Here is a 20,618-nt window from a genome sequence, read left to right as displayed (position 1 = left end):
CCTACCTTAGCAACGAGTGTCCTGAAAAGCAGCCTCATATTGCAAAAAGAGCCTTTACTGAGGTGATGTGCTTTCTGAAGATTTATAGTAGGTCTACACAAAAGTTAGCCAATCCATTAAAAAAACGTCCCGGTAGAGTTCATCAATTGGGACTTCCGTTGTGGCAATCACAACGTGGTTACGCTCGATACTGTCATAGTATAAGGAAAATAGGTATAGCAAAGCTCTCCCACATCATATACTTCACAAAGTTGGCTCTTGCCTTCCCACTGTTCACTATCGCTGCGGTGCTCCTGTTGGATGTATTGGTGGGTGATTAGCGCATAGGTAGGTGAGTGAATATGGTTCTTTAAAAGGCGATGTGCTTCAATGACCGCCTGCCCATAAATCTTGTGAAACCGTCCAACTATCAATTGGCTGTCGATCCTGCCTGAAAAATTAGCCGATCCGATTTGCCATCATGATCGTTTTTGTGCAAACCCTTTTTTTCTTCGGATTGCCTATTTTCTATGGCTGCACAATATGACACCATTATCTACTTTTCTTGTTATTATAAGATAAAAAAAGGAAGGGCTAAAATTAGCCACTCCCACTTACCCTGTAATTCTCAATGATTGTATCAATTCATCAGCTATTTCCAGATGATAACTCAATACAATAGGGCTTCCGGGAAAATTTCCAGATGTTTCTGCTTTTAAAATGCTCTCTGTTTCTTTTTCTTCAAAGCTGACGGGCTGCATTGTGGCCTTGTATCGCTCGTTTGCATCCGCAATCCAATGCGCTATTTCTTTTCGTCCATTGTGCGTTTTGCCCTCATCGAAAACTACGGCAGTTTCGGAAAAACAAGTTGAATATGCAGCGCTATCAAAGTTGTTTTGCGCTATTACCAAATCGGCTAGTATTTTGGGTAAATTCATTTTTCTAAATTTTTAATAGTACTAAATTGTTGGTACTGTACCACCGTCAATTACAAAATTTGTTCCTGTTAAATAATTGGCTCTTGGCGAAACCAAAAAACCAACCAATTCAGCTACTTCTTCTGGTTCGGCAGGTCTGCCATAAGGTATTCCACCCAATGCATCCATTACACTTTGTTGCGCTTCTTTTACAGTACTATTCGCGTTTCTTGCGATCTCGCCCAGCCAGGCGTTCGAGGCTGTCGTGCTGATCCAGCCTGGCGAAACAGTTAGCACGCGAACACCTTTTGGTGTAACTTCATTTGATAAGCTTTTACTATAATTGATCAATCCTGCCTTTGCGGCTGCGTAAGGCAACGTAGATTCATACAGCGGCAGTCTGCCTTGAATGGAAGCGATGTGAATAATAACGCCACTTTTTCGATCAATCATTTGCGGTACAAACCCTCTGTCAAGCCTGACAGGAGCCAGCAAATTGGCTTGTAGGGTTGATTCCCAATCGTCATCCGTTAATACGGTAAAACCACCAGCGGGTGTTACGGAAGAACCCAGGTTGTTGACGAGAATATCCAGCCTCCCATACGTTGTTAGCACCTCGTTGATTACTTTTTGTGATCCTTCTGCCTTGCTTAAATCGGAGGAAATGAAATGCAACTTGCTGTTTTCTTTTTCCGGTGCGTTTCTGGCGGTAATGATAACCGTTGCACCCGCTTGTAAAAGTCTTTCTGCAATTGCTTTTCCGGCTCCTTTTGTACCTCCTGTTACCAAGGCAATCTTGCCTGACAATTCATTGTTAAAATTAAACTGTTCCATTTTATCGTCCCTCTTTTACGAATTAACTATAGGGCAAAATTGGCGTATAAAAGAAGTTTGGACAAGTACGGCATTACGATTCATATAGGGATAAATTTTTCCCCTATTGCACAAACTGGTACATACGTTTAATTTTGCCATATGTATGAGAGAAAAACAACACCGAACTTGAATTGTGGACTTGACCTGATCGGTGAAGTGCTTTACGGCAAATGGAAGATACGTTTGCTTTGGTTTATTAATGAGGGATATAAAAGACCAAGTGAATTGCAGCGTAAGATACCGGATGCTTCACGCAGGGTTTTGACTATTCAGTTGAAAGAATTGGAAGACCACGAACTGGTTACGAGAAAAATTTATCCCGTTGTACCGCCAAAAGTAGAATACAGCCTTACCGAATTTGGTAAGACGCTAATTCCCGTGATTGCCGCATTAGGACAATGGAGCGATGAACACGAAGCCCGTTTGCGGGATGTGATTTTGAAACAAGCTGTACCTTCTGATTTGAACGCACCCCTACTTAGTTAATCTGTTTATCAACGGTATTATCCCGTTCTTCACTTATGGAGGCTGTTTAGGATTTTGCTTTTAGCCCATAAACCGGCCGATGAAAAAGTATCCTAAAACAACTTCATAGTTATAATTCTTAAATCCTACCGTGTCCTTATTTCAGTCGATAATTAATTCCAATACTGGCCTGCCAACGATTAAAGTCAGCAGGAGGTAGAAAACCGGAAGACGTAACTGTTGAATTACTCAGCCAGCTTCGACCACCCATTACTTCAATAGACCACCGCTTACTGACTCGATAATGAGCCCCCAGCCCCACCTCAGTCTGCCAGGTATCAGAGATCGTAGCGGGAGAAGCGGGAGCATCGGGTGTGAGATGAAAAGTACTTTGGCCATACATAGCCCCGATATGGGTAAAAACGGCCAGTCGTTTGGTACGTACAAAATAATACCGAGTTGAAAGACCACCCGCAAATAATTGGTAATCAGGTTTATTACCTGACTGATGATAAATATTGCTTGTTAAGAAGCGCCCCTCAGCAGCAATTGACCAGCCGTTGGTAATAAAATACTGTATACGAGGGGATATGTAGGATGTAGTTGGATAACCACCGCCCCGATAACCCTGTCCGACACGGATGCCTACATTCACATGCCCCTTTCCAAGTAAATCCTGCTGATGCTCGTCAAAAGTCGCCTGAGCAAATCCAAGTAAGGGTAAGAAAAGACTCATTAGTAATACACAACGTTTCATTATTATCCTATTTTGTTCTAGTCAATGATACCGGCATGATCAAATTGGATGGAAGGCGTTACTGCTATTTAGGCTTTTTTAACAACCATCCAGGAGGAGACCAATGTTGTATAAGTGGCGTGACTGCTGCAAAAGTCAAAATGGCGTTGATGACTCCTGTTTGCGCCTTTGTCATGGGCGGGTGCAGTTATAGAAAAGATAGAGAAGAACTATAAGGTGTACCCTGCACCAGTACGTTGAGATTGGTGGTCGTAGGCGAGGAATCGTAGCGAACTCTATCCCAATGTTACGCTCAGGTAGGCTCCGGTCTTGTCCTGTATACGTTCACTTAATCGCTCAACATCAGCCGTCGTCCACCCCTCCCCACTTCCCAGACTGCTGATCTATTTAATCTGGTCGCGACAGTGAGCCAAATTGTCCTGAGTCTTTTTTCCGACCATGCCTCTGTCAATGAACTACTTACCGGTTTGGCAAAACTTGAATGCAACGTGAACACGATTGATTAGGCATCCGAATCGTTGATGGATAGGTTTACGGCTAGAAACTCGTCCGAGTAGTTCACCTTTATTTATAGCCTGCCTGATGATACAAAGATATTATGCATCGATCTTACTTTACCTGCCGCTTAGCCTGCTTCTCAATGGCTTCAGTTTGGCACAAGTATCCACTCCTCTTTCCCCGGACCTGCTAACGTTGGCTAGCCATCCGGAAGCCGCCGTCAATCGCACGATGAGTGCGCTGAGGGAACAAGGGCATACCGGCATCCGGATCGACGCAAGAGCCAACGAAGGTATCGTCTGGATACCCGACGTTCTCCTGGCCAATGGAGTGCTTGAAGTCGATGTTCGCGGGAAAGACGTCTTCCAGCAAAGCTTCGTGGGTATCGCTTTTTGTGGCCAGAATGACAAAACCTACGAAGCCATCTATTTCCGACCCTTCAACTTTCAGAGCACCGATTCCATTCGACGGGCTCATGCCGTTCAGTACATCGCTCATCCTACGTATACCTGGAAAAAGCTGCGTAACGAGTTTCCAAATCAGTTCGAAGCCGCCCTTAGCCCCCCACTCAACCCCAATGACTGGTTTCATGTGCGGGTAGAGATTCAATCGCCCATCGTGCGGGTCTTCGTGGAGCAAAGCACGACGCCCATACTGGTCGTCAACCGACTGGCCCAAACCACGAACGGTCGCGTTGGGCTTTGGGTCGGCGACAGCTCGGGAGGTGACTTCGCTAATCTCAGGGTGTTTTCAACCCGCTAGTCCTCCCGCTATGGTTCAGAATTCCGTCCGACGCCCGTAGTTCACCCGATACAGTCACCGCGTCGTAGTCAATCCTCCCAGTTGCAACGGCGTAGTCAATAGGTTTAGTGAGCCCTAAAATTCCATTTAGAATTATCACTGCTAAAATCAAATTCTGCCAGGGTCGGTGTGCTGTCTCCGGAAGATACCAGCGCTTCCTTCTTTCCTGAATTGGGCACACTCTTGGGCATTATCCGGTAGGAGCCATCGGTTAATTGATCGATGCGCCATACTTGTTCGGGTGCGCCGGTAAAAGCCGGTACGGTTATCACTTCGGCATCAGCAGTGGCCGCTAAGGCGCGATCGGTTCCGGCCAATACAATCTTATAATAGGGACCCCCTAAATAGCCGGTGCTATCAGGCGCATCGGTAATCGTCCATTGCTGATGAGGCCGGGACATGTAGTCGCCTATTCTTACATTAATCGTACCGGTTGGCCAGGCTTTCATGACATCAGCCAGTTGCTGAGCCGGAACGGGCTTTATGGGGTCATTGTTGGGCTGGCCAAATCCCCGTGGCCCAACGGTCATTCTGGTGAAATCAACGGCCAGTTCTAACGCGTAGCCTCGTCGTACGGATTCAATTTCATACGTGCCTTCCTTAAACTTCTGGCCGGCAACTGGCCATCCATCGTTCCAAACCACCGGCAGGATGCCCAATACGCTTCGGCCACCCTGCTCTAAATCGGCTTCGTAATGGAGAGACATTTTTTCAACGCCTTTTTCCAGTATGATGTGGCCAAAATGTCCGGGACCTATTAGTCCTCCGCGGGTAGCCACCACCAGTTTTCCACCTCCTTCCAGCATACTTCTGCCTACATTGTCGAGGTAAGGACCGGTTATTTTTTTGGATCGGCCCACCACCACATTGTAGGTTGAGTTGGCCCCATCGCAACAACTGCCATGCGTGGCCAGCAGGTAGTACCAACCGTCGCGGTAGACCAACGTGCTGGCTTCACAGACGATGGCGACATCCACGGGTTTATTGCCTGCCTTGAGACCGCCGGTTTTGGGATCTAATTCGATCAGGCGAGTGAAGCCAAAATAGGTGCCGTAGGTTAACCAAAGGCGTCCGGTAGTCGGATCGAGCATAACACCGGGATCGATGGCGTCATTCTCTTCGTAGCCATCCGAGGTAGCCACGACAACCGGCTCCGAATACTTAAAATCAGGTGACTTAGGGTCCAATGTTTTGTTCCACATGGTCAGAATCGCGCCTTTGTGGTTGGGCGAACCACCGGTTGCGCCATAGATGACCAGATACCGATTGCCCAGCTTGATAACATCAGGAGCGGCTCCACCACCCGGTCTCACCCCGCCACCGTGCCAGGTCCAGCCATCGTTGGAAATCAATCCGCCACCGCCTGTACCGAACGTATAATACTTGCCGTCACATTCAGCAATGGTCGAGGGATCATGGATAAATGGCCTTCCGACCTGGGCTAGCAGAGTCTGGGTTATCAATAAAGCGAATAAGGTTGTCAGGCGGGATACGTTCATTCTTTTCACGTAAGAGCTTGTTTTAAGTAGCGTAAACAGACGACTATCTATTACTCGTAATGAATACTGAGATTTTTTACGGGCGAGCCTTTTTCATCTAGAAAACGAACACAAAAATTAGCCATACCCGGTCCGTTTATGACGGCCCCGCGGACGATGTTCTTTCCCTTTTTAAGCGTTAAACGACCCGAGGTCCCATTATCGGCAATCATATCCCGGTCGCCGGAAAGCAGCAAGGCTTCCTGACCATTCAACCACCACATGCTGCCGGAATTACACCCGGCCGCCAGCCTGACGTTCTGGATTTCTTCGGGGCAATCGATGACCGTGACCAGCCAGACAAGTATGCCGTATTTTGGCTTGTTGAGGGCGTAGGTAAAATGGTATAAATTAACGTTGAACGCCTTGCTGTCTAACGCATACCATTTCAGTTCCTGGCTGCCTACGTTTACGGTTTGGCCATGTCGGGGAATGGTGGTGTAATCGCGGGAAAAATTATCGGTCGAAAAGGTTGTTCTGAGGTAGTTGTCCGTGAAAATATTATTCCTGACAATATCTTTCTTCACCGGTTCCAGTACCAGCCAGCGTTGAATAAACCCCTTGGCATCTGGCGCTTTTTTGGCCGAAGAGGCCGTCGTGAAGTGTCTGAAAAGGGTATGTGTCGTATCGCCTTTTATGGGTATGGGCGGCAGGGGTAGTCTTTGGCCTGGGCCCTGGGCAAAAGCGGTAATGCCACTTAGTTGTAACCCTGATAAAACGATAAACGAGATAAACGGCAATACGTAATTGTATTTTCTGTTCATAGCCTATTCCCTTCGTACTAAGTACTGTTTCTCATTAAAGCAGAATGGGCTATTTTTTACTGAAACTTCACGCTTTCAAAAGCGAGTTTGCGGGCGATACGCTCCTGCTTTAATGGACGACGTTGACACGCAGCGAGTACATCCTAAAATTCGTTAATTTACCAGCGGCCTGCTTGACCAGCTGATTCGCTTCAGCCCTGATTTCTGTCTGGAGCTCGAAGCCCTATTTCCTTTCAACTACAACTTGGCGACTTTTGACTACATCCGTTTTTGGAGGACATCCGACTTTTGCATTAACAAAAAATGCAAACCATGAATTTACGACACAACACCATCTTGATCACAGGCGGAACGGGAGGTTTCGGCGTTGAATTTGCCGCCAAATTGATGGCCCTGGGCAACACCGTCATTATCACAGGACGAAACGCCCAAAAATTGGCGGAGGCAAAACGAAACCTTCCGGGGGTACATACCCTGCAAAGCGACGTGAGCAACGCCGACGACATCACCAACGTATACGAAACCGTTACGAAGGAATTCCCCGACCTCAATATCCTCATCAACAATGCCGGTGAGATGCGCAAGATCAGCCTTCATCATCAACACGAACTTACTGACATTACGCGCGAAGTGGAAATCAACCTGATGGGTCCTATTCGTATGGTGCAACAGTTCTTGCCTCACCTTAAAACGAAAACCAATGCGGCCATTCTCAACGTAACTTCGGGAATTGCGCTCATGACTTTCCCGATTTCGCCGATTTATAGCGCCAGTAAGTCAGGGCTTCGTGCGTATACCCAGGCTTTGAGAGTACAACTTAAATATACCGGCATCAACGTATTTGAGTTGGTGGCCCCAGGTTCTTCCACGCCCCTGAACGACAAATTTCAACAGGAAGATGGGTTTACTGCCAACGCCTTGATGGCTCCTGGAAAAATCGTCGATGCGGCCATTAGAGGGATGCAACATGATCAGCATGAAATATATCCAGGCCTTGCCAAATTAATGCGGATCTTGAGCCGAGTGGCCCCTGGGTTTGTTCTTTCGCAATCCGGCAAGATGGGAGCCTCCTTTATGTATGGGAAGCGAGAGCACTACGACTAGCAGCTATTTTCTGGCTGGATAAGCCAATGAAAAATCATTCACTTACGTACAGGATAAACAAAAGAAAAAATGAAAATCGTTAGTATCCTACTCGTTTTAATTTCATCCTTCCTGAGCCTCAAGCACGGTTGGGATGCCTTTCAGCCCGGTAATGCTGAACAGACAAAAATGATGGCCGACTTAGGCATCACGGAGACCGTAAAACCGTTCTTCGGGGTGTTTTCAATCATCATCGGGTTGATGATTTTGTTTCCGCAGACATTTTTTATCGGCAACTTACTCAATGCGATTACCATTGTCCTGATTATGGCTTTATCATTAAGAGCCGGCGCCATCAGTACGGCACTACTAGAAATTCCTTTTCTTGCCTTGCCGTTACTCTTAATTTGGTTAACCTATCCATTCAAGCACTAATCCCATGGATAACAAAAAACCGTTCCGAATCAAATCAATAGCGGAAATACACCGGTTGATGAATTTGCCGAAACCACACCATCCGCTCATTGGCATTATTGACCTGAAAGGCCTAAAAAATGACCCCAATATAACGGCCGTCATGTCTGATTTTTATGTGGTGTCGCTCAAACGGGGCTGCGACAAACTCGTTTACGGGCAGCAGAAATACGATTTCGACGAAGGTCTGATGGCATTTATCTCGCCAGGGCAACTCTTGCGTGGCGATCCCAACGGTGTTCCTCACCAACTGGAAGGCTGGATGCTGTTCATCCATCCCGATTTTTTATGGAATACGTCACTGGCCAGGAAAATTAAGCAGTACGATTACTTCGGGTACTCGGCAAACGAAGCCTTGTTTCTTTCCGACAAGGAAGAAACCATCATCAACGGTATTCTTGATACGATCAGGCAAGAGTATCAGGCTAACCTGGATAAATTTAGCCAGGATGTAATAATCGCCCATCTGGAGGTATTATTTACGTATGCGCAACGCTTTTATGAACGCCAGTTCATTACCCGGAAAATCACCAATAGCCAGCTACTAAACCGGTTGGACGAAGTTCTAACCCGTTACTTTACAGATGAAGATCTGTTGGCAAAAGGTCTACCCACCGTCCACTACATTGCCGATACGCTCCATATGTCCACCAAATACTTGAGCAGCTTACTGAAACAGCTCACCGGACAAACCACTCAGCAGTTTATTCACGAAAAATTGATCGACAAGGCAAAGGAAAAACTGTCTACCACCGAATTGTCCGTCAGTGAAATCGCCTATGCATTAGGCTTCGAGCATTCACAATCATTTAGTAAACTTTTCAAATCGAAGACGGACCTGTCACCTTTGGAATTCAGACGGTCATTCAACTAATCAGATCGTCAGGGAATGGTCTTTTTCGCGTATACGTTAGCCAGCCCAGGGTATCACGTACGGCAAAGTCGGGGGCACACTAGCCCGTTTGCAAAATCATAAATAAAAAATAGGAACCTAAAATTGAGCCTTCAGGCAAGGACTAATTTTAACTTAAGTTAAACTAGTCTCGTTTTTTTGTAGTGAAGTTTGCGTTGTCAGACCATTACAAACCGGCGTAAGTGTGAAGAATCAGGATTATCTTGACCGGTAAGTAGCTGATCCTGTTCAAATGCTAGGACCTAAAAAACATACCGATGAGTCAACATCACGAAACCCTTACTACGCACTTAAGAAATTTTGCGGCCTTAAATGACAGGGATATTGCGGACGCCAGTAGTCTCTGGAAACCCCGCAAGATCAACAAAGGTGATTTTTTCAACATGCAAAACGTCGTTTGTAATGATCTCGGGCTGGTTGTTAAGGGTATTTTCAGGATCTATTATGTAGACCCTCAGACCAGTGAAGAAAAAAACCTCTTCTTCTTCTCCGAAAATCAATTCCTGGTTTCTTTCCGCAGTTTTATCACCCGTAAAGCCTGTCATTATTTTATTCAGGCCCTGGAAGATTCGGAGATCGTTTATATCGCTCACCGGGATCTCAACGGTCTTTATCAAACGCATCCCAACTGGGCCATTTTCGGACGTTTGTTAGCGGAGTTGTTCTTTACCTATTCGCAAACCCGCACCGAAGAGTTATTATTTTTCAGTCATGAGCAGCGCTTCATCCACTTATTGGAGGAACACCCCAACATCATCAACCGTATCCCGGCCTATCATATTTCGTCCTTTCTGGGAATTACCAACCCCTCGCTGAGCCGTATCCGCAAACGGATAAACCGTTAAATTTTTTTCCCTACAGAATGCCACTTGCTTACTAACACAGTACATCGCAATCCATAGGGAAAGGAAATCGTTGGCCTCCTTAATTTTCCAGCTTCATGAACAAGTTATTCAGCGATTCGGAATAGGTCGGGTGCGCAAAAACGCAGTATTGAAGACGGTCATACGTTATGCCGCCCATCATCGCCATTTGAATCACGGTCATTATCTCGCCACCTTCTTCTCCTAGTATCGCTGCGCCCAGGATTTGTCGGGTATCGGCATCGACTACCGCTTTCATCACGCCCAGGGTTTGGCCGGTCTCTACCGCCCGCGCCACCTGGTTCATTGGCAGCCTGGCGACTTTAATGGTGTATCCCTGCTGCCGGGCCTGCTGTTCGGTTAAGCCAATGCGACCCAGTTGCGGATCCGTAAAAAGGCAGTACGGTACTGGCCGCCCGGTCGTCTTGTCATCAGCACCCTGAAACAGGTTGCGGTAGACGATAGTATAGTCATTATAAGCAATATGCGTAAAGGCGGGTCCACCGTTTACATCTCCCAGGGCATAAATGCCTTTAGCGGTCGTTTCCAGCTTCTCATTGACCTGAATAAAACCGTTTTCATTCAGCTTGATACCCGCAAGTTGCGGGGCCAGCGTTTCCGTTACCGGCTTCCGGCCCGTGGCCACCAGGATGTGTGAGCAACTTATTTCTTGTTGAATGCCGTTGACTACGACTGTGGCCCGAATGCCTTTGTCCTGCCGCTCCAATTGAACGACCTGGGCATTCGTGTAAATGTCCAGGCCTTCCCCTACCAAGATCTGCCGCAACTCGTCAGAAATATCCTCGTCCTCACGGGCGATGATCCTGGGTCCACGCTCTACCACCGATACCTTACTGCCGAATCGGTGGAACATCTGGGCAAACTCCAGTCCCACGTAATTGCCACCAAGTATGAGTAAATGTTCCGGTACTTCCTCCACATCCAGTAAGGTGGTCGACGTAAAGTAGCCTACCTCCCGCAATCCGTTGATAGCCGGAATGACCGGTGTCGTACCGGTATTAATGAAGATCAGATCTGCCGTTACAGCCACCTGGCCACCCTCGCTTAGGTTTACCGTCAGTGTTTTAGGTCCACTAAACGTGGCTTCACCGAAGATAAGATCAAGGTTTTCGGTATTCTCTAGGGCCGCGCGGCCTCCGTTGCGCCAGCTCAACACCAGTTCGTCTTTACGATGCTTAATCTGCTTCATATCGATACGGTAGCGGTCGATATGAATCCCCAGTTTGTCGGCATGTCGGGCCAGATAAGCCGCCTTCGCCGAGCCAATCATCGCTTTCGTGGGCGTACAGCCGTCATTGACACAGGTGCCGCCAATAAATCGTTTCTCAATGAGCAACGTTTTCTGACCGGCTTTGGCCAGCTGTTTACTTAACGGTGATCCGGCCTGTCCTGAACCGATCACGATGGCGTCATAATGCTTCATAGTAGGTAGTTGTAGGAGGTGATTTTTAAGGGTCTCTTTATGCATTAGATCGTGATCGTTCAAGCGATAACCGACGCGGCTTTGATAGTCTTGCTTAATCGGAAGGCGGTTAGCAGAAAGTAGAAAGCACCGAATGCAGCATAACCGGCCAGGGTCGTGATACCCTGATTGGGGGCGTGGGCCATGATGACAAACGATACGCCCGCCAGCATTGACTGGCCACCACTAATGATCATTGGCCATTGGGCACCCAGTTGTTTCCGGCGACGCAGGCCCAGAATGAGTTGAATCAGACCAGTCAGCAATGCCCAGCCTCCAAACACGATCAAGGCTTCTGGAATGCCTCTTTGAAGAGCGATGATAACGGCTACCGTTGTGATCATACTGATTGCAATATTGACGTACTGCGGTGTTTTATTGGCGGCTGGCGGATTGGCCCGGATGTCGAAGATTGTTGCCAAAGCGTCCCAGGCCGGGTAAATGATAAACAGGATCGTGGCAATGGTTACGCTGGTTTTGGCTAAGGTAGCGACCAGGACGACCCATACAATGGAGAATGCTGCGCGGGTAAAATAAAGCTTGCGTAGTGAACTGGCGGTTTCAACCGCTTCTGTTGAAACAGAGCCGTTGGTTTGTTTTATTGATTTCATGACCTGATGTTTTTTTGTTGCATCAAAGGTCACTGTCAGTCGTCGGCTCGTTTTTCACTTAAGGTAAAATAGAGAAAAAATCAGTGCATTTTTTCGTTTCATGCCGACCAAAAATAAGATCCTCGCCCTTCTGTTCTCCTGATACCCGACTAAAACTTACCAATAACCATGTCGGGCTTTAACCAATTAGTATCGAATCAATTGCCTGTCTACAGGGCGTTAATCAGCGTTATCTAAAACGAGGCTTATCATATATTTATCCGATTGCGGGCTTATCAGCGCCTGCTTACTTTCGTTGATCTGTCAGCACATCCGTATGGTTCTTACATGTACGGCTGCCAGTCGTTGATTTATGCTTCAGTTACGGCTATTCTTTTGACTTCATGAAGGCGCTACTGGTATGTCTGGTCCTGATTCTGAGCCCAATGGGACTTCTGGCTCAAACAAATTACATTATCAATTCGGCGAATACAGTCTCCCCCGGCCGATATAATACGGTGGTTGGCCCACTGGCAGGTAGTAACCTGACCGATGGGCAGTTTAACAGCTTTTATGGCTACAATGCGGGGGTGAGTTCAACGACCGCTAGCGGCAATAGCTTTATTGGCTATTTCGCCGGATATGCCAATACGGTCGGCAATAGTAATAGCTTTATTGGCAACAGGGCGGGCATGTATAATGTCTTCGGTAGCTTTAACTGCTTTGTTGGTACGGCGGCTGGGCAACTCAATCAACGAGGCTCCAGAAATACAGCCGTTGGGAACGAAGCTGGCAACAAAATCAGTGGTTCATCCAATACATTCGTTGGGAGTCAGTCGGGCTGGTCCACTACGGCTGGATACTCGAATGTGGCCATAGGGGCGTCTGCTTCGTTCTCGAATACAGTTGGCTCCAATACGGTCATGGTTGGTGATTCGGCTGGTTTTTCAAATACATCCTCCTATAATGTTTTTGTCGGCTCTAAAGCCGGGTTTTACAATACTGGTGGAGGCAATAATAGTTTTCTGGGAGGCTACGCGGGTTATGCGAACACGACCGGTTCAGGCAACAGCTTTCTGGGCTTCTATGCTGGCTACAATACCACAACTGGGTCGACGAATAGTTTTTTGGGCTATTCGGCCGGGTTTGGCAATACGACTGGAGCGGCTAACACGCTCGTAGGCTGGGCAGCTGGAGCGACCAATCAGCAAGGTTCCCGAAATACGCTTATTGGCTATCAGACAGGAGGTTCCCTCACCGGCAGCAGTAACACATTTTTAGGGTATCAGGCGGGTTTGAACCTAACCACTGGCAACAACAACATCATTATCGGCCCTTCTTCCGGTACTGCTATCACCAACGGCAGTGACAATGTGCTGATGGGTTACAACAGCCAAACCGAAGATGGCTTACACAATGCTACGGCCATCGGCGCTAATACGCGGGTAGCGGCTAGCAATTCGTTGATTCTGGGTAATGGTGTTAACGTTGGCATTGGTACGTCAAAGCCGACACAAAAATTAGAGATCGTTGCCGATGAGGCCGATAACAGCGGTTTGCGCCTATCCAGGCTGACTAGTCAAAGTAAGACCAGCCAGGGCACCGATCAATTTCTGACCGTCAACGAACAGGGCGATGTGGTGAAAGCCCGGTATCAGTTGCGGATCAACAGCGCATCGGAATGGAGTGATCGGGTGTTTTCGCCCACCTATCAGCTCCGGCCATTGGAATCGGTGGCCCGTTACATAAGCCAGCATGGTCATCTGCCAGGCGTTCCTTCGGCGAATGAAGTGGTCAACCAGGGAGTTGATCTGGCGAAGATGAATGCGATGCTGCTGGAAAAGGTGGAAGAGCTAACACTGTATAGTATTCAGCTGGAGCAGAAACTGCACTTAACGGAACAAAAGCAGCAAAGTGAGATTGACGCCTTAAAGAAGCAGATGCAACAACTGGTAAAAAAGCCGTAGCCTGTTCTGAAGCCTCTGCCTATCGAAGCGGCTTCGCTACGTCGAACTATCGGGCGAATAAAAAAGCGGAGTGACTACTCCGCTTTTTTATTCGCCATGCCTCAAGGGCGCTACTTGACTTCTTCGTAATCGACGTATTCGCCCCCCCTGTAGGGATAGCTACCGTCTTTTTTCTGGATATTGTCAACCCGAATTTCGCCTTCCCGACGACCTCCACGCACATCACCCTGTCTTTTTTGCTCTTTCACCAGTTGACGGCCTACCAGCAGGTAAAACACAAATCGACGTACCGGCGGTACGAAAAGAATAACCATCGTGATGATGAACAGATATTTGAACAGCATGTCAGAGTCTCGTTAATACTGAATAAACGTTGGGTTGACTTGTTTAGTTTTCCGATGTGATAATCGGCGTTTGACACGGATAAACAGCACCGGTTGCCTCATTCCAAAAGCATAACGGTCGATGAGCCTACTGTCCGTACAACGCTTTGCTAGCGGCTTCGTACTTATCTCCTGCCGACCATTGTGGGCGCGTGGCGCGATTGGCGATCAAACGGGCAGCATAGGCATAGGCCTGGCAATAGCGCAGGGTGTAACCGAAATCCAGACTTTCGGGGTTGTCGATAGCCTGGTGATAATACTTGCCAATGGCTTCGTCGAAGGCTTTGAAGCCCGCCGAAAACGTAGGAGCGGGTATTCCTTTAGCGGCAAAATGTACATTGTCTGACCGGTCGAACAAACCCTGTTCAGGAGCGGGTTCGGCGAATACGCCCAAACCGAACGCTTTGGCCGCTGTTTCGATCTCGGTTTTTGCGCCCGTCCGTTCCAGGCCGATGACGGATACGATGGTGGTGTCGTTATAGCCAGCACCGTCGGTATTAAAATCGAAGATGGTCTGCTTAAGCGGCACTAACGGGTGTTCAGCGTAAAAGCGACTTCCGAGGGTACCGGCTTCTTCACCCGTCAGGGCCAGCACCAGCACCGACCGCCTGGGGCGTTGCAGCGACAGCGTTTTGGCAGCTTCCAGAATAGCCACCGTTCCCATGGCATTATCCCTTGCCCCGTTGAAAATACTATCACCAGCCGAGTACGGTGTTCCACTCGCTTTGCCGACGCCAATATGGTCGAAGTGGGCCGATAGCACAACATACTCTTCTTTAAGTTTGGGATCCTTACCTTCAATAATACCCGCTACATTGGCCGAAAAAGCTGACATACGTTGCCGGCCCGAGGTTTGAAGCGTAATTGTTTGCCCGGCCTCCTTAAGCTGTTTGTACTTGTTGTTGGCGTTATTGACCCAAAGATGGGCGATGGGCGTGCTCGTCTCGGCGGTTACGGGGATAGACAGTTGCTCACGGTTGAAATACTGGTTGACAAACCCCCAGGGAATCGATTCGCTGTATAGCTCAATGAGGGCAGCCGCCCCTTTTTCGCCGGCCAGTTTACGTTTCGCGGCCGATGCGCTAAATATCTCACGGGGGCTTTTGGCATCGGGTGACCCGCCCTGCGCAACCAGAATTCGCCCTTTCACATCGCGCCCTTTGTAGCCATCTTCGCCATCCGTCAGGCCGTACCCTACATAGACAACCTCGCCCGAAAGATTGGTCGGACCACCAGCCATCATAACCAGCTCTTTGCCCAGGTGCAGGGTATCTTTTCCAACCAGCATCGTGGCCGAGCTGGCCGCCTTAACGCGCTCTAGATCGATGGGCTGCAGGTAATCAGGCTTACCGGCAACCGTACCGGCAGGTTTTAGACCCAGCTGCCGGAACTGTTCAGCGATGTAGCGAGCCGCAATCCAGTTGCCCGGTTCGCCCACTTTACGGCCCTGTAGCTCGTCGGACGCCAGAAACCGAATGTGGGCTTCGACCTCGGCACGCGACAGGCTAAATTCAGGTAATTGAGACGCTGGGCTGGTTAGCTTACTCTTAGGAGACGTGCTTTTCGAGGGGCGATTCTGTGCCTGTATTGAACTGGTAACGACGAACAGGCCCGCCAAAAGAGGAATGATGATCGATGAGCGCATGGTGATTGAGTTGACCGTATAAAAGTACGAAATTCCTGAACGGCTTCCTGCACTTCCGGGGATGTCAGCGAATTTCTGTATTTTCGCTGCTCTTTTTTATGACCCTATGCCAGCTCGTTTCGCGACCTCAACGACCGAAAAAACGTATCTTCTCATTGCCATTGGCTTACTGGCGCTCTACGTTTTTCCATATGTCTGGCTCGGCGAAGGTGCTCACCTGACGATCCACGATAACCTGGATAGTGACTTTCTCTACCTGTATCTGCTTAAGATCACCAATACAGCGTTCAACTTCGACCTGAATACCATCATTCCAAACATGATGAGTAGCAGCCCCGACGCAGCTACCTCGTTCAGCGGAATTCCGCGTTCGGCGTTTCGAACGGGACTCAATTTCGAAGTGCTCTCTTTTTACCTGCTCCCCCCCTACTCCGCCCAGGTCGTCAACTTCACGGTGACTCATGGCATTGGGTTTCTGGGCATGTATCTGCTGCTGAAAAAGCACGTTTTGCCCGAAACGCATTGGGCGCTCGTACGCGTAGCCATCGCCTTTTTGTTCGCGCTCGTACCTTGTTACATCGTTCACGGCGCTTCGGTTACGGGACAACCACTGCTGCTGTTTGCTTTTCTGAATCTGTTGAAAAAACAGGATCATCCGAGCGACTGGCTTATTATCGTACTCTTCCCGTTCTATTCTTTTTTCGTTTGGGCGGGCCTATTCATTTGCACAGCATTGGGCATTCTTGGGTTGGCCGCGATGATCCCGGCGCGGCAAATCAACTGGGGCTATGTTGTCGGTTTGTTTTTGCTTTCGGCACTGTACATCGGCAGCGAGTGGGAATTGATTTACGGGTTCATCAACCAGACCTATATTTCGCAACGGGTCGAGTTCGACTATAGTCAGTTGCGCTCCATGCGACTCGCCGACAGCCTCCGCCGAAGTGCCGATTTATATGTCTGGCCTATGTTTAACACGGGCGCTTTCTTTACACCAGGTATTTTGGCGGTCGCCGGACTGGGCGCGTGGCGGGCTTACCGTAAACACGATACGAAGGCCATGAACTGGCTCATCGGCTTACCACTTCTGGCGGGTGTTATTTGCCTAATTCACGGGCTCTATCACTATTGGGTCGTCTGGTTGGGTGATAGCACCTTAGGCATCAAGTTCCGCGTATTTCAATTCGACCGGTTTTACTTTCTCCTGCCGACGCTCTGGTTTTTCCTCTTCGCCCTGGCTTTGCGGCAGTTTCGGGCTAACAATCGCTGGATACCCCTCTTTCTGGCAGGGCAGTTTGTGCTCATGGTTATTGCCAACAAAGAGTGGCGTATCAATGTGGGCAAGATGACAGGCTATGTATCCGAAGCCCAGCATCCATCCTTTCGGGCATTTTTCGCCGAAAAGCAGTTTGCCCAGATTCGCAACCACATTGGTAAGCCGCAATCCGACTACCGGGTCATTTGCCTCGGCATGCACCCGTCGGTGGCGCAATTCAACGGATTCTACACGCTGGATAGCTACCAGAACAACTATCCCCTTCCTTATAAGCATGCATTCCGGAAAATTATCGCGAAAGAACTGGCCAAGGGCACTCGGCAGATGCGCGTATATTACGATGCCTATGCCTGCCGGGTCTACCTCTACACAGCCGAACTGGGCATGAATTACCTGTTTGGCAAAACGCAGCACCCGGCGCTAAATCACCTGCAATTGGACACCGACGCGTTGACCTCACTGGGTGGCCAATACATCATATCGGCGGTACCGATTGGCAACGCTGCTCAAAACCGACTCCATCTGGAAAGCATCTTTACGAATACAGAAAGCTATTGGAAAGTCTGGCTCTATAAGGTGAACGACCGGAAGATTGGGTCAACAGGGTTGTAGATGTTGTTCAAGAGTGAATTCTCCTATCCTCTACCCCCGCCGGTAATGTTGTCGGGCAAACCGCATGAAGGTATCGGCCAGCCCCTCGCTAACACCCTGCAACTGAATGGAATAAAAATCGCGCTGAATCGATAGTCCCTCTACGTCAAGAATTTTGAGGCTACCCGCCTGCAGTTCATGCTGCACGGCAAAAACGGAAACAAATGCCATACAACGCGAACTACCAAGATAGGACTTGATGCTTTCGGTGCTACCCAGGTGCATGTCGATGGTTAAATCCGTCAATTTCAGGCCCACACCACGAAGCGCGTGTTCGATGACTTCGAGTGAGCCGGACCCCCGTTCGCGGAGTACGATAGGTACCGTTCGAAGTTCCGCCAGCGTAATCTCGTCCCGGTCGGCCAGCGGATGATCGGCCCGGCAAATGAGCACGAGTTCGTCTTTTACAAAGGATGTATACCGAATATCGCTGTGGTGCGTCCGGCCTTCAACCAGGCCCAGATCAATGTCACTATTGAGTAATTGCTGCTCAACCTGCTCGGTATTACTCGACACCAGCGAGATAGCGACATCGGCCGACTGCTCACGAAAACGGGCCAGTACCGGCGGAATCACGTATTGTGCCACCGTGGTACTAGCGCCCACGCGCAGTGTTCCACCCGACTCGCCCTTAAGCGCGTTCATGTCGAACTCCAACTGGCGGTAAACCCCCATAATGGTTTCGGCATGACCGAGCAATACATTCCCGGCGGCAGTCAGACTAATCTGGTTACCCCGCCGATCGAAAAGTGCCGTACCGAACTGGTGTTCAAGTTCCTGAATGTGCTTTGTCACGGCGGGCTGCGTCACATACAGTTCAGCAGCGGCTTTGGTAAAACTGAGCCGTTTGGCAACGGTGTAAAAGACATTCAGGCGAAAGTCGAGCATAGCACTAGTGGGTATTGAATAACAGGTTAAGCCAGCCTACGAAGCGAAGGCAGAGATCGGCATCTGTCGTTAAAACGCGTTTAGAGACAGCTACACCAAAAGACATTTCGGGTTTTTCCTGCCAAGCCAGCCAGGTACGAATAAAAGCTTTGGGCCGATGAACATCTGTAAAAAGCTGCAAGCCTTTTGCATGCAATGCATCGATAGTGGCATCGACCTCGGGCTGTAGTTTATCCTCCTGGTGAATTAACTGGCGGATAAAGCTTTCAATGACACCACTCTCTTGGTTATCAGGCATTATCCAAAGACCAAAACGAGGCAATACACCATCGCTTGGAATAATCAGGCCATCAGGAAGTGACTCAGGAATATTTTCGTAGCCAGCATTTATTAAAAGCTGTTGTACACGCTGCCAACGTCCGGCTGCACTCATGTCGGCATCAATGACGAGGCCAAGCGTGCTGGTGGGTGTTGTTGCTCTGATAGTAACTGGTAAACTTCTTAATAAAGCGTATATGCCCTGCTCATCTGCTTTCAGGCTTGCTTCGTTCTTCTTTCTATATGGTTCGATAGCGACTTTGCCAACCTCATTTGGTATTTGTCTCAACAATTCGCTGATAAAATATTTATCGAAATCCCCCTCAACTAACAGTAATTTTTCAAACATAAATCAGCGTAAGTCAAGGTAATCAGTTTCGGTAGCAACCTCAACATCTTGTGTACTGAACAGAACCGCCGAAATTTCATCGTTTACATTTCTGAGTTGAATCAATTGAGCATCACTATAAGCAGGGTTACGATTAGCAACTTCGCCAAATGCCTTAATCGTATCATTACTATGCGTTGTAGCAAATACCTGAATATTGAGCCGTTCGGCCAGGTAAAAAATTATCTCCCAAAGTTTTTCCTGAACGGAATAATGGAGCCCATTTTCAAATTCATCGATAAGGAGATAAGTACCTTCACTGCTTACCATAGATAAGATTATCGTAAATACTCGGCTTACGCCATCGCCCATACTTGAAAGCTTTCTTATTTCTCCATTCTTGAGCCTAATAATAGGCTGATCGTCCCTGATAAGGCTAAAGCGTTCCGTATCAGGCTCAACTATCTTCAGTGCATTAATAATGACGTCCTCTTTATCCGACAAAGCTATCTTACTATATAAAAGTGGGATAGACTGTTGTGTTTGATTTTTTGAATCGACATACTGGAACTGAGCAGGCGCATTATTTGATCTATTACTCAAAAAAACAATTTGATTGTCTAAAGAATAGGTTGTTTGACGTAACCCTTTCGAGAACTTGATTTCATATCTAAACTCACGTTGCTCGATATCATTTTCTGTCTCCGCTACAACATATTCATTAGTTTCTCGACCAGAATCATCAGTTTTTAATGTTAGGTATGCTTTACGGAAATCTATATATAACGAACGCATATAAGCTTCCTCATCTAGTCCGCCTATATGAATGCCTGAGCCAAGGTCTGATTCAAAATATTTAGGACTGTAGTCACTATATAAAGCGCTTAATGAATTGAGATTATTCTCCAAATAAGATCTTGAATCTGTATAGAACTCACCTCTACGCTGTAGCAATAGTTTTATAGTCGATATTTCATCACGTGTAGAAGCATAAATAGCCACCGCTTCCAGCACCGAGGTCTTTCCTGTATTATTCTTACCCACCAATAGATTTACCCGGCCCAGTTTTTCGATGGTCAGGTGACGGAGATTTCGGTAATTGCGGATATCGAGCGAACGTAACATAGCTTCTTGTACAGTATCTTAGTCAAAATACGCGCTAAT

General features: G+C 48.1%; 21 protein-coding genes. 8 read left to right on the top strand and 13 right to left on the bottom strand.

Annotated elements, in window-relative coordinates; all coding sequences use genetic code 11:
- Positions 1 to 167: 167 nt before the first annotated feature.
- The 3 genes from ACYU8Y_RS03045 to ACYU8Y_RS03035 form a co-directional block, all read right to left on the bottom strand.
- Positions 168 to 413 (bottom strand): DUF2652 domain-containing protein, encoded by a 246-nt coding sequence (locus ACYU8Y_RS03045; protein ID WP_460934075.1) that lies wholly within the window; start codon positions 411 to 413, stop codon positions 168 to 170.
- 180 nt (positions 414 to 593) lie between these two features.
- Positions 594 to 917: a nuclear transport factor 2 family protein gene (locus ACYU8Y_RS03040; protein ID WP_460934073.1), complete on the bottom strand. Its 324-nt coding sequence runs from the start codon at positions 915 to 917 to the stop codon at positions 594 to 596.
- Positions 918 to 938: 21 nt separating this feature from the next.
- Positions 939 to 1,730 (bottom strand): SDR family oxidoreductase, encoded by a 792-nt coding sequence (locus ACYU8Y_RS03035; RefSeq protein WP_460934071.1) that lies wholly within the window; start codon positions 1,728 to 1,730, stop codon positions 939 to 941.
- A 141-nt stretch (positions 1,731 to 1,871) separates the two neighbouring features.
- Between ACYU8Y_RS03035 and ACYU8Y_RS03030 the strand changes: the two genes are divergently transcribed.
- Complete coding sequence (locus tag ACYU8Y_RS03030; protein WP_460934069.1) at positions 1,872 to 2,258, top strand: winged helix-turn-helix transcriptional regulator; 387 nt, start codon at positions 1,872 to 1,874, stop codon at positions 2,256 to 2,258.
- A 136-nt stretch (positions 2,259 to 2,394) separates the two neighbouring features.
- Here ACYU8Y_RS03030 and ACYU8Y_RS03025 read toward each other — a convergent pair whose 3' ends face one another.
- On the bottom strand, positions 2,395 to 2,973 hold the full coding sequence (locus ACYU8Y_RS03025; protein WP_460934067.1) for a porin family protein: 579 nt from the start codon (positions 2,971 to 2,973) through the stop codon (positions 2,395 to 2,397).
- Between the two features lie 603 nt (positions 2,974 to 3,576).
- On the opposite strand from ACYU8Y_RS03025, the gene ACYU8Y_RS03020 reads away from it, so the two are divergent.
- A complete protein-coding gene (locus ACYU8Y_RS03020) occupies positions 3,577 to 4,254 on the top strand; it encodes a hypothetical protein (protein WP_460934065.1) in 678 nt (225 codons plus the stop codon).
- 104 nt (positions 4,255 to 4,358) lie between these two features.
- Here the strand turns inward: ACYU8Y_RS03020 and ACYU8Y_RS03015 are convergent, their stop codons facing one another.
- Together ACYU8Y_RS03015 and ACYU8Y_RS03010 are read right to left on the bottom strand one after the other, a co-directional pair.
- Positions 4,359 to 5,792 (bottom strand): family 43 glycosylhydrolase, encoded by a 1,434-nt coding sequence (locus ACYU8Y_RS03015; RefSeq protein ID WP_460934063.1) that lies wholly within the window; start codon positions 5,790 to 5,792, stop codon positions 4,359 to 4,361.
- 50 nt (positions 5,793 to 5,842) lie between these two features.
- Positions 5,843 to 6,595, bottom strand: coding sequence for an acetylxylan esterase (locus ACYU8Y_RS03010; protein ID WP_460934061.1), 753 nt, complete (start codon positions 6,593 to 6,595; stop codon positions 5,843 to 5,845).
- Positions 6,596 to 6,907: 312 nt separating this feature from the next.
- Between ACYU8Y_RS03010 and ACYU8Y_RS03005 the strand changes: the two genes are divergently transcribed.
- From ACYU8Y_RS03005 to ACYU8Y_RS02990, 4 genes are all read left to right on the top strand, one after another.
- Positions 6,908 to 7,699 carry an SDR family oxidoreductase gene (locus ACYU8Y_RS03005; RefSeq protein WP_460934059.1) on the top strand — a complete coding sequence of 264 codons (792 nt, stop codon included), beginning with the start codon at positions 6,908 to 6,910 and terminating at the stop codon, positions 7,697 to 7,699.
- A 69-nt stretch (positions 7,700 to 7,768) separates the two neighbouring features.
- Complete coding sequence (locus ACYU8Y_RS03000) at positions 7,769 to 8,113, top strand: hypothetical protein (protein ID WP_460934057.1); 345 nt, start codon at positions 7,769 to 7,771, stop codon at positions 8,111 to 8,113.
- Between the two features lie 4 nt (positions 8,114 to 8,117).
- The gene (locus ACYU8Y_RS02995; protein WP_460934055.1) at positions 8,118 to 9,026 is read left to right on the top strand and encodes a helix-turn-helix domain-containing protein; all 909 of its coding nucleotides are present in this window, start codon (positions 8,118 to 8,120) and stop codon (positions 9,024 to 9,026) included.
- A gap of 296 nt (positions 9,027 to 9,322) precedes the next feature.
- Positions 9,323 to 9,910, top strand: coding sequence for a Crp/Fnr family transcriptional regulator (locus ACYU8Y_RS02990; RefSeq protein WP_460934053.1), 588 nt, complete (start codon positions 9,323 to 9,325; stop codon positions 9,908 to 9,910).
- Positions 9,911 to 9,989: 79 nt separating this feature from the next.
- Here ACYU8Y_RS02990 and ACYU8Y_RS02985 read toward each other — a convergent pair whose 3' ends face one another.
- Together ACYU8Y_RS02985 and ACYU8Y_RS02980 are read right to left on the bottom strand one after the other, a co-directional pair.
- On the bottom strand, positions 9,990 to 11,372 hold the full coding sequence (locus tag ACYU8Y_RS02985) for a mercuric reductase (RefSeq protein WP_460934051.1): 1,383 nt from the start codon (positions 11,370 to 11,372) through the stop codon (positions 9,990 to 9,992).
- A 59-nt stretch (positions 11,373 to 11,431) separates the two neighbouring features.
- Positions 11,432 to 12,022: a hypothetical protein gene (locus ACYU8Y_RS02980; RefSeq protein ID WP_460934049.1), complete on the bottom strand. Its 591-nt coding sequence runs from the start codon at positions 12,020 to 12,022 to the stop codon at positions 11,432 to 11,434.
- Between the two features lie 383 nt (positions 12,023 to 12,405).
- On the opposite strand from ACYU8Y_RS02980, the gene ACYU8Y_RS02975 reads away from it, so the two are divergent.
- Complete coding sequence (locus ACYU8Y_RS02975) at positions 12,406 to 13,968, top strand: autotransporter outer membrane beta-barrel domain-containing protein (RefSeq protein WP_460934047.1); 1,563 nt, start codon at positions 12,406 to 12,408, stop codon at positions 13,966 to 13,968.
- Between the two features lie 110 nt (positions 13,969 to 14,078).
- On the opposite strand, the gene ACYU8Y_RS02970 is transcribed toward ACYU8Y_RS02975, so the two are convergent.
- Positions 14,079 to 14,312: a DUF4834 domain-containing protein gene (locus ACYU8Y_RS02970; protein WP_460934045.1), complete on the bottom strand. Its 234-nt coding sequence runs from the start codon at positions 14,310 to 14,312 to the stop codon at positions 14,079 to 14,081.
- Between the two features lie 127 nt (positions 14,313 to 14,439).
- Positions 14,440 to 15,996: a M28 family peptidase gene (locus ACYU8Y_RS02965; RefSeq protein WP_460934043.1), complete on the bottom strand. Its 1,557-nt coding sequence runs from the start codon at positions 15,994 to 15,996 to the stop codon at positions 14,440 to 14,442.
- Between the two features lie 106 nt (positions 15,997 to 16,102).
- Between ACYU8Y_RS02965 and ACYU8Y_RS02960 the strand changes: the two genes are divergently transcribed.
- Complete coding sequence (locus tag ACYU8Y_RS02960) at positions 16,103 to 17,881, top strand: DUF6044 family protein (protein WP_460934041.1); 1,779 nt, start codon at positions 16,103 to 16,105, stop codon at positions 17,879 to 17,881.
- Between the two features lie 30 nt (positions 17,882 to 17,911).
- On the opposite strand, the gene ACYU8Y_RS02955 is transcribed toward ACYU8Y_RS02960, so the two are convergent.
- From ACYU8Y_RS02955 to ACYU8Y_RS02945, 3 genes are read right to left on the bottom strand one after another with little or no spacing between them, the layout of a single operon-like run.
- Positions 17,912 to 18,808 carry a LysR family transcriptional regulator gene (locus ACYU8Y_RS02955; protein WP_460934039.1) on the bottom strand — a complete coding sequence of 299 codons (897 nt, stop codon included), beginning with the start codon at positions 18,806 to 18,808 and terminating at the stop codon, positions 17,912 to 17,914.
- A gap of 4 nt (positions 18,809 to 18,812) precedes the next feature.
- Entirely contained in the window at positions 18,813 to 19,475 is a 663-nt protein-coding gene (locus ACYU8Y_RS02950) for a DUF3226 domain-containing protein (RefSeq protein WP_460934037.1), read from the bottom strand.
- Between the two features lie 3 nt (positions 19,476 to 19,478).
- Positions 19,479 to 20,579, bottom strand: coding sequence for an AAA family ATPase (locus ACYU8Y_RS02945; RefSeq protein WP_460934035.1), 1,101 nt, complete (start codon positions 20,577 to 20,579; stop codon positions 19,479 to 19,481).
- Positions 20,580 to 20,618: the final 39 nt, after the last annotated feature.

Source organism: Spirosoma humi (genome assembly GCF_054776575.1).
The sequence above is the reverse complement of the archived record's forward strand: the minus strand, read 5'-3'. Positions and strand labels throughout refer to the sequence as shown.